This window comes from Micromonospora sp. LZ34, assembly GCF_052981855.1.
In genome coordinates this window covers 1-9,583 of the sequence record NZ_JBRIQN010000100.1, presented here as the reverse complement: position 1 = coordinate 9,583, position 9,583 = coordinate 1, and the positions used below count along the sequence as shown (strand labels likewise).

Sequence of the window (9,583 nt, the reverse complement as noted above, 5' to 3'; positions counted from 1 at the left end):
TGCCGGAACCGGAAAAATCAACGTCAGCAGGTCAAAACCCCAGTCTTGACCGACCCCGCTCCTTCATGGATGACAGAACAGTCTCAAGGCGTGGGTGACACGTCCGGCTAGCCGGGTGGCGATGGCGGCTCGGGTGGGCGTCCGCGGGCGCGACTCGTGTCGGTGATGGCGACTCCGGCCAGGACTGCGGTCGCGGCGAGGGCGGCCAGCAGCGGCGGCACGAATAGCATCGCCGGCGCTAGGGCGGCCAGCACGAGCACGCCGATCGGCCGATCCCGGGACACGCGGGCGAAGACGGCGTATTCGAGGCCGGCACGGCCGGCCAGGAACAGCGCGGGTCCGCCGAGGATGACGATGATCCAGGCCGGTTGCGGGTGTTCTAGTGGATGGGCGATGACGAGTTCGTCGCCGACGGCGGTGGCAACGACGCCGGCCACCATGATGGGCTGGAAGTATGTCGCCGAGTAGCCGACGCGGGTCGGGTCTGGGGCGGCTGCGACGGCCTCGGCCAACAGTTCCCCGGCGCGGTAGATGTAGATCCGCCAGAACAGCACCGTGGTGGCGAACGACACCACGAACGCCGCGGGTCCGATCAGCCGCGAAGCCGCTGCCAATGAGGGTCGACGCGCTGACCAGGATCAACTCGCCGAGCGCGATGATGAAGAACTGCCCGTATCGGTCGGCCAGGTGCTCGCCCAGGACGCCCAGATCCGTCTTAGGGGAGCGACCCAGCCTCGGCGTGGGCCAACGAATGGCGATCGCCCCGTAGTCGACCGCCACCGCCAGCGTCCACAGCGCCCCACGTGCCGTACCGTGCGCGGCCGCCCCCGCGATCCACGGCACCGCAGACACAGCGAACCAGAACAGCACCCGGATGCTTCTGCCCTGCAACTCGTGGCCACGCAGGGCGAGGACGAGGAAGAGTTGGCGCCCGACCTGGATGGCAACGTACGTGCCGGCGAAGACCAGACCTCGCTCGCCGAACGCGTCGGGCAGCGCGACCACCATCACCAGGCTGCCGAGCATGGTCACGGTGACCAGCAGCTGTATTGCCAGCCGTTGCGTGTCGTACAAGTCGGTGGTCCACGCGGTCATGGTCCAGATCCACCACATGGCCAACAGCAGCACCAGCGCCTCGAAGGCGCCGCTCCACTGGTAATTCTTGATCATCCCGTGTGAGAGCTCGGCGAGCCCGACGACAAACACCAGGTCGAAGAACAGCTCCAGAAAGTTTGTCCGCCGCGGCTCCTCGGGTCCTCGCAGCAGTTTGGCGCCGCTTATCATCATGGCTCGCCCGTTCTGCCGACTTTTGTCCCAGGCTTGAATCATTCGTACCATGCCGCAGCGCTGGTGAGCACGGATCTGCCGCCGTGGCCGCGTTACACGGGCCGGGCGACGGTAAGGGCCTGCCATTCGTCGCCGCCGGTTCGGATCAGCTCTTCGACCCAGCCGAGGCGTCGGGCCGGTGTTAGAGGCTGCGGAGTGTCACCCAGGTCCAGACACCGAACCGTCACGCAGGTCCCGAGACCGGACAAAGCCGGCTGCCGGCAGACGGTTCAAAGTTTCTGTACGTCTTCAAGGTGGCCCTTGTCGGGCCGCACGCGCCGCCGCCAGGGCGCGCGCCGGCCGCTGCCGCTGTCGCTCTGCGGCCGTCACGTCGGACGCCCGGCGGCTGGCGCGGACAGCGGGAAGCCCGGAGGGCCGCCGCAGAACGACAGCCCTTGACCGTGATGTAGTGGGAGCTCACAGAGGTAGCGGGTAGGAAGCAGCGAGCCGGGCTCGGGTGATCAGTTCTCCCAGATCCGGGTCTTGTCACCGGTTGTCTCGTATGAGCCGTCGGTGCGAGAGATCCAGCCGATCTCGTCAACGACGGAGTTCGTCCGTCCGCGCTCCAACACGATCAACTCGCCGTCGAGCACCGTGCCAGCCGGGATGGTTTCTGTCACCGGTATCCGGGCCGTCGGCATATTGGCGTCAGGGTGATCTCCGATCACACGAATTTGCCCTAGATCGACTTTGACTTGGTGGGGCAACGGGCACGCGTCAGCGGGGCGGCGAGGCCTGCTCCAGCGGGCGTCCGTGGGCTCGGATCGTGTCCGAGACGGCGACGCCGAGCAGGACGGCGGCAGCTGCTGCGGCGACCCCAAGTGGCGGCAGGCCGACCATCACCGGCGCTATGGCCGCGAGGACGAGGATCCCGATCGGTCGTGGCCGGGACACGCGGGCGAAGGCCACGTGCTCGAATACTGCGCGCCCGGCGAGGTAGAGCGCGGGCCCGCCGAGGATGGCGCCGACCCAGGCCGGTTTGGCGTGTCCGGATGGATCGTTGAGGACGAGCGCGGAACCGGCTGAGGTGGCGACGATGCCGGCCACCATGAGCAAATGGGAGAGCTCGGCCGACCGACCGAGCCGGCCGGGATCGGCGGATGCCGCGATGGCCTCGCCCAAGATCTGGCCGGCTCGGTAGAAGTAGATCCGCCACAGCAGCACCGTGGTGACGAACGACAGTACAAGGGCCAATATTCGTTCAGCCACGATCGGACCGTGTAGAAGAGTGAATCCGGTGGCCAGGATCGTCTCACCAAGCGCGACGATGACGAACTGCCAGTAGCGTTCGGCCAGGTGCTCGCCCGAGACGACCCACGGGGACACCTGCGAGCGCCCCAGCCGCGGCACCGGCCAGCCGAGTGTGCCCCCCAGGTAGTCGATCGCCAAGGCCAGCAGCCACAGCAAATTGCGCGTCAGCTCTGGTGCGAAAGCTCCGGCGAGCCACGGTACGGCCGACGCGCCGAACCAGACGAGCGCCAGCATGTTGACGCGGCGCAAATCGTGGTTCCGCATGGTGAGTACGAAGAAGAGGGTGCGGCCCACCTGGATCGTAACGTACGTGCTCGCGAAGAGCAGGCCGGTCTCGGCGAGAGCCCCGGATATCGCGACCGCCAGGAACAGGCTCCCGAGCATCGTCGCGAGGACAACGAACTGGATCGCCGGCTGCAACGGGTCGAATCGGCTGGTCATCCACGCCGTCTGGGTCCAGATCCACCAGATGGCCAGGAACAGCAGCAGAGTCTCGCCGTTCTCCGAAAGGGTAGTGGTCAACGTCCCGGCGACGCGGCCGGTGGTGTAGTCCAGCACCAACTCGTCCACGATCCGGGTGAGCGCGAAGACGTACACCAGATCGAAGAACAGTTCCAGGAAGGTCGGCCGCTGCGGACTCCCACGCTTGCGCAGCAGATTGGCCACCCTGTTCGTCGTCACCCGCCCGCCCACTTCGTCGGCTTGTCGCTGAAGCTGTCGTACCACGTCGCCGCGCCGCCCACGGATAAGACGCACCTCCCGATGGCTGAAGGGCCTGACCGCCGGCGAGGGCTGCTGAGGCGCCCAGCGTCGTGCTCTCCCAACCAGGCAACGGCCAGCCGACCGACGTGCTATGCGCGTTCCGGTGGATAGGTGGCTTATCAAGATCCGGAACATGCGCGGAATGATCAAGCGCCGTGCTGGCGGCCTGGCAGGCGGATGCCCTGGTGGAGCGATAGTCCGCCCAGCGGGCGCTACACCTTTCCTAAACCGTGTGCCGCAGGCGAGCAGCCAACGGAGCAGCCAAGCCGGCGACCAACGGCGGACAGCGGCGGACCGCAGGCGCAGGTAGACGAGGGCCAGGACCACGCCTGCCAGCAGCCCGCGACTGACTCGTAATGCGTAGATCTCGCCGCAGGCGCCGCTGTCAGACAGCAAGTCCACCACGTCCACCGCGCGTCGCCTTACGGTTAGCAGAAATCCGACGAGCTGCGCTTGGATGGATTCGACGACGCGGCGCGCCGGGGCAACGTGCTGTCGTTCCCCGCAGGTGTCGACAACCCGTCACCGCTGCTGCCGCTTCGGCCCAGTGATTAGCAGCAATGCGTCAGGCAACGTGTGTGAATGACCACGAGCTTGGCCGTTCTAGTCATCATCAGTGTTGCGATCGGGTTTCTGGCCGGCCGGGCCTACCAGGTCGCTCACCGGGCCTGGGCGGACTACAAGAAGACCAAGGCGCTCGTACCCGAGTTGTTGAAGGCGTTTTGGGCGGCCGTGCGGGGGGCTATCGTGATCCTTGCCGTGGCCTTCGCGTGGATGGTTGGGTCCGCATGGGCGGCAAGCAACTCGACCGAGGGTCCCCCGCCGTCGCCGTCGCCGTCATCGCCAGCTCCATCACCCAAACGGTAGAGCGCGGGCGACGTCGTCGACCCGACTGCGAGCGGTAGCCGACGCCGGTGCTGCGCTGACTGTGGGGCAGGGAGGGGCCAGCGAGCCGAGCGGCGCGACGGTCGAGGGCGCTGGAAACCAACTCGAGACTGCGGAGCGAGCGGGTAGGGGAAATTGCTCCCCTCGCCGGCCTCAGTCGTCCCGCCGACTCCGGATCGCGAAGGCAGGCGAGTGCCAACACACCCACGACCGTGGCAGGCGCCCGTCCAACGGCTATCGCCGACGTCTGCCTGCTCGCCCAGTCGTGAAAGGCAGCAAGGAGGCAGCGAAGTATTCGCCTGTAGGCGACACCTAGCGACAGCAGCCGAGGTCGTAACCGAGCTGACACGTACCCGATGACACCCGATGGCAGCGGACGATGCGCCGCAGCCGCGTTCACACCGAAGAGGTCACTGGTTCGATCCCAGTATCGCCCACGCAGGTCAAAGGCCGCTTCCCGGAAACGGGAGGTGGCCTTTCTGCTGTCGTGCAGCAGTGAAGTACAGCAACGGTCAGCGGCCGGGTGACGACCAGGCGAGGGTGATGTCGGCCTGCACTGTTACTTTGCCGGCCGTGAATGATCAGCTGTCGTGGATCGACCGGATCATCGACGTGACCGGATGGCACCAGGATCCCGAGGACGGTGTCGGCTGGGAGCAGGTGGAAGCGGAGCTGGGCGTAGCGCTGCCGTCGGACTTCAAGGAGCTGTGCCGGCGGTTCGTGCCGGGGGCGTTCTACGCGTACCTGGACCTTCTGCGGCCGACCGACGATCACGCGCAGCCGCTGCTTCGGACATGGGCCTCCTGTCGGCAGTGGGCAAGCGGGTACGACTCCGCGCGGTTGTGGGCCCCCTACGAGATGTTCGAGCCCGACAAGGGATCGGGGCTGATCCAATGGGGCAGCGATCAGACCGAGGGGGAGTACTACTGGCTGGCGGACCGGTCTGTGGAGCCCGACCGGTGGCCCGTGGTCGCGCGGTGGGACGGCATCGAGCCGTGGCACCAGCTCGATTTGTCGACTGCCGAGTTCGTCTACCGGGTGATCGCGGATCCGGAGTTCAAGCCGTTCACGGTGGCCGACCCACCGCGGCGGCCCTTCTATCTGCCGCACTGGGCGCCGCTTCCGATGAGCGCTGACGACTGGGATGCTCTCACCGGCCCGAATCGCAGAAGCTGAACTACGTCCTCGGGACCGTTGCCGTTCGGGGACAACAGTCAGCAGCCGAGGGAGTCGCCAAGGCGTCTGAGTGCTTCCCGCGTCGCCTTCGATGAGACCTGCGTGTAGATCTCCATCGTCACGGAGAACCGGGCGTGCCGGAGGATCTGCATGGCGACTCGCGTCGACAAGGGACGGGTCGTCTGGGCTATATCCGCCGCTTCGGACACAAGTTTAACCTCGGGCCTGGCGCTGCAAGATCGTCATCGGATTCGTGTCGACGAGTTACGAACCATGGCGCTGTGAGGTCCAGGGCTGCTCCGCTCGCCGTCGGATGGCAAGCTCGTGTCTCGTGATCGATGATTTCGCTAAGGACTATCTGCACGGCCAGCTCAGGTCGATACGTCAGGCGCGGATCTGGAAGCTCGGTGGGGACGCCGTGAGAAATCCGGATCTCGTGGAGGTTCGCCCGTGAGGGCGGTCATCGTCGCGGCCGCGGTCGCGTTCATCATCTCCCTGTTCGGCACGCCGGTGGCGATTCGCGTCTTCACCGCGCTCAAGGCCGGCCAGCCGATCCGATCCATCGGTCTCGCCAGCAACCAGGGCAAGAAGGGCACGCCCACGATGGGCGGCGTCGTCTTCATCGTGGCGACCGTCTTCGCCTACGTCGCCGGACATATCGCCCTGACCACCCTGCCCGAGCGGCAGATCGCGCAGGAGGGGCCGACCATGACGGCCCTCGTCCTGCTCGGCCTGTTCGTCTTCTGCGGCGCCGTCGGCTTCTTCGACGACTTCCTCAAGGTGCGCCGGCGCAACTCCGACGGACTGTCCGCCAAAGGCAAGCTGCTCGGCCAGGCGATCGTCGGCGGCGGGTTCGGCATCGCCGCTCTCTACGTGCCGAGCCCCGACGGCCAGACCGTGGCCAGCGAGCACATCTCGCTCATCCGCGACATCAGCTGGCTGAACGTCGGCAAGGTCGGCGCGGTCATGGTCATCGTCTTCGTGATCATGGCGATGTCGAACGGCGTGAACCTCACCGACGGCCTCGACGGCCTGGCCACCGGCGCGTCGATCCTGGTGCTCGGCGCGTACGCGCTGATCGGCTTCTGGCAGTACCGGCACTGGTGCGCGGACGACGCATACGCCCGTGTGAACGACTACTGCTACCAGGTCCGGGATCCCCTGGAGATCGCCATGATCGCGGCTGCGGCGGCCGGCGCCTGCGTGGGCTTCCTGTGGTGGAACACGTCCCCGGCGCGGATCTTCATGGGTGACGTGGGCTCGCTCGGGCTCGGCGCCCTGATCGGCGGGCTCGCGGTGGCAACCCGCACGACGCTGCTTCTGATCATGATCGGCGGGCTCTTCGTCATCATCACGACGACCTGGGTGATCCAGATCGTCTCGTTCCGGACCACCGGTAGACGTGTCTTCCGGATGGTGCCGTTGCACCACCACTTCGAGTTGGCCGGCTGGAGCGAGGTCAACATTGTGGTCCGGTTCTGGATCGTGGCCGGCGTCTGCGTCGCGGTCGGCCTGGGCCTGTTCTACTCGGATTTCCTGGCAGTCGTTGGATAAGAGGTCCTAACAAAATGATCTCTGGGCCTTCCATGAGGGTGATCTACGATGTCGTGCCGTGAGGCGTGGCGAGCAGCCGCCGTGGATCGTGCCGGATGGGCTGTGGCAGCGCATCGAGCCGTTGCTGCCCAAACGTGAGCGCAACCCACGGCACCCGGGACGCAAGCGGATCCCGGATCGGCAGGTGCTGTGCGGAATCTTGTTCGTGCTGCACACCGGCATCCAGTGGGAGTTCCTGCCCCAACAGCTGGGGTCCGGGTCCGGGATGACGTGCTGGCGGCGCCTGGAGGAGTGGAACCGGGCCGGGGTGTGGCAGCGGCTGCACGAGCTGCTGCTGGCCGAACTGTGCGGCGCCGGCAAGCTCGACTGGTCCCGCGCCGTGATCGACTCCTCGCATGTGCGGGCCGCCCGACGTGGCCCAAAAGCGGCCCGAGCCCGGTCGACCGCGCCCGAGCGGGCTCGAAGCACCACGTCCTGACCGAGGGCGCCGGCATCCCCCTGGCCGTGTCTCTGACCGGCGGCAACCGCCACGACGTCACCCAACTGCTCCCGCTGATCGACAAGATCCCGCCCGTAGGCAGCCGGCGCGGCCGACCCCGCCAGCGCCCCGACGCGTTGTTCGCCGACCGCGCCTACGACCACGACAAGTACCGCAAGGCGGTACGCGGCACGGGCATCCGCCCGCGCATCGCCCGCCGTGGCCAGCCCCACGGCTCCGGTCTCGGTGTGTTCCGGTGGGTGGTCGAGCGGACGATCGCCTGGTACCACGGCATGAAACGGCTACGCATCCGCTGGGAACGCCGCGACGACATCCACGAAGCCTTCCTCGCCCTCGCCACCTGCATCATCACCTACCGGCATCTCGCACGACTTTGTTAGGACCTCCTAGGCGCATCTCACCCGCCACTTCCGGCGCCGTCTCGGCGTCGGTCCGGCCCGCTACGCGCGGCCCAGTCCGGTGGCGCCAATGGGCGCGGCGGTCCGGTAAAGCGCCCATCTGGGCCCGCGTCCGTGCCTAGCATCGGAAACAGCGACGGCGATCCGTGGTCAACGGATGACTGCTCTGGCGGCGGCGCCCCCAAAGGCACACGCCGGTTCGGACGCGCCTGCCGCCGTCGTTAGCTCGCGACGAGCTCGACACATGGGGGAGCAACGGGATGAGCTTCATCACCACCAAGGACGGCACCGACATCTACTACAAGGACTGGGGTGAGGGCCCGGTCGTGACCTTCTCCCACGGCTGGCCGTTGAACGCGGACGCCTGGGACGGACAGATGCTCTTCCTCGTCCAGAACGGCTTCCGGGTGGTCGCGCACGACCGCCGTGGTCACGGCCGGTCGAGCCAGGCCCGCAGCCGCAACGACATGGACGGGTACGCCGACGACCTGGCCGCGGTCATCGAGGCGCTCGACCTCCGCGACGCCACCCTCGTCGGCCACTCGACCGGCGGCGGCGAGGTCGCCCGGTACATCGGTCGCCACGGTACCGGGCGGGTCGCCAAGGCGGTCCTCATCTCGGCCGTACCACCGATCATGGTGCAGAGCCCGGACAACCCGGAGGGACTGCCGAGCAACGTCTTCGACGAGCTGCGCGCCAACCTGTTCGCCGACCGGTCGCAGTTCTACCAGGATCTGGCGCAGATGTTCTACGGCGCCAACCGGCCGGGCGCGAAGGTCTCGAAGGGCACCCTCGACCAGTTCTGGCTCTGGAGCATGCAGGCCGGTCTGCTGAACGCGTACGAGAGCATCAAGGCGTTCTCCGAGACGGACTTCCGCGACGACCTGGCGAAGTTCGACGTCCCGACGCTCGTGCTGCACGGCGAGGACGACCAGATCGTCCCTGTGAAGGACTCGGCACACAAGACCGCCCAGTTGGTCGCGAACGCGCAGGAGATCTACTACCCGGGCGCACCGCACGGCATCACGTCGACTATGCAAGACCAGGTCAACAAGGACCTGCTCGCGTTCCTGCGCAGCTGATCAGCGAGCGAACACCGGGTGCCCGACATCCACGTCGCGAGGCACCGTCGCCACACCCGAGACGAATGGTCTTGGCCACGACTGCCATGGTGCCGCACTGTGCGGCGTGTCGGTGCGGGCGCTTCGGCGTGTGGGGTGGCAGAACATATCGATCCCCCCGACGAGCCCGTATCCGATCATCCTCGATCCCGATGAACGTGCCGCCCTGGTGAGGTTGGCGCGTCGGTCTACCGGTGCCTATCGGCGGGTGCTGCGGGCGCGGATCGTGCTGACTGCCGTGGACGGCGCCACGAACACCGCCAACGCCGCCCCGCACGGGGTGCACGTGGACACGGTGCGCAAATGGCGGTGCCGGTTCTTCATGCGGCGGTTCGAGGGTCTGGCCGACGCGGACCGGCCCGGACGGCGTGCGCCGATTCGCCCGCGCCACCAGCCTCGACGAACTCTTGGCCAAACCCCGAGCCGGCCGGCCGTCAAGCTGTCGGCTGGTGGCCCTCGCTTCTCAGCCAGTCGTCGTAGGTGATCTTGCCTTGGAGTCGGGGTTCGTTTCCTCGCAGCGAGCCAGAGGCCAGAGAGGCTGTCGCACAGCTTTCGATCTTCAGCTGTCAAGCCGTCTTCCGTCTGGCGTCGTGACGAAAGATCTTGTTCAG

6 protein-coding genes and 2 pseudogenes are annotated in these 9,583 nt (G+C 67.0%); 4 read left to right on the top strand and 4 right to left on the bottom strand.

All coding sequences use genetic code 11. The features are described 5' to 3' along the window. Window positions 1–107: 107 nt before the first annotated feature. The 4 genes and pseudogenes from ACVCAH_RS36875 to ACVCAH_RS36860 all read right to left on the bottom strand — a co-directional run bounded on the left by ACVCAH_RS36875 (window position 108) and on the right by ACVCAH_RS36860 (window position 3,243). The gene (locus tag ACVCAH_RS36875) at window positions 108–614 is read right to left on the bottom strand and encodes a low temperature requirement protein A (RefSeq protein WP_447140840.1); all 507 of its coding nucleotides are present in this window, start codon (window positions 612–614) and stop codon (window positions 108–110) included. A 40-nt stretch (window positions 615–654) separates the two neighbouring features. Beyond that, a pseudogene (locus ACVCAH_RS36870) lies at window positions 655–1,284 on the bottom strand (low temperature requirement protein A); the annotation flags it as partial. Between the two features lie 503 nt (window positions 1,285–1,787). Beyond that, complete coding sequence (locus ACVCAH_RS36865) at window positions 1,788–1,994, bottom strand: hypothetical protein (protein WP_447140839.1); 207 nt, start codon at window positions 1,992–1,994, stop codon at window positions 1,788–1,790. A gap of 49 nt (window positions 1,995–2,043) precedes the next feature. Next, a complete protein-coding gene (locus ACVCAH_RS36860; RefSeq protein ID WP_447140838.1) occupies window positions 2,044–3,243 on the bottom strand; it encodes a low temperature requirement protein A in 1,200 nt (399 codons plus the stop codon). Window positions 3,244–4,719: 1,476 nt separating this feature from the next. Between ACVCAH_RS36860 and ACVCAH_RS36855 the strand changes: the two genes are divergently transcribed. The 4 genes and pseudogenes from ACVCAH_RS36855 (at window position 4,720) to ACVCAH_RS36840 (ending at window position 8,933) form a co-directional block, all read left to right on the top strand. After that, window positions 4,720–5,400, top strand: coding sequence for a hypothetical protein (locus ACVCAH_RS36855; protein ID WP_447140837.1), 681 nt, complete (start codon window positions 4,720–4,722; stop codon window positions 5,398–5,400). A 450-nt stretch (window positions 5,401–5,850) separates the two neighbouring features. Then, window positions 5,851–6,954 (top strand): phospho-N-acetylmuramoyl-pentapeptide-transferase, encoded by a 1,104-nt coding sequence (mraY, locus tag ACVCAH_RS36850; RefSeq protein WP_447140836.1) that lies wholly within the window; start codon window positions 5,851–5,853, stop codon window positions 6,952–6,954. A 58-nt stretch (window positions 6,955–7,012) separates the two neighbouring features. Continuing rightward, window positions 7,013–7,833, top strand: a pseudogene (locus ACVCAH_RS36845) (IS5 family transposase). 278 nt (window positions 7,834–8,111) lie between these two features. Beyond that, a complete protein-coding gene (locus ACVCAH_RS36840; protein ID WP_250791191.1) occupies window positions 8,112–8,933 on the top strand; it encodes an alpha/beta fold hydrolase in 822 nt (273 codons plus the stop codon). Window positions 8,934–9,583 lie beyond the last annotated feature (650 nt).

Bases quoted from the DNA above. Each gene is read 5' to 3' on its own strand.
- ACVCAH_RS36840 (WP_250791191.1), top strand. From the start codon at position 8,112: ATGAGCTTCATCACCACCAAGGACGGCACCGACATCTACTACAAGGAC.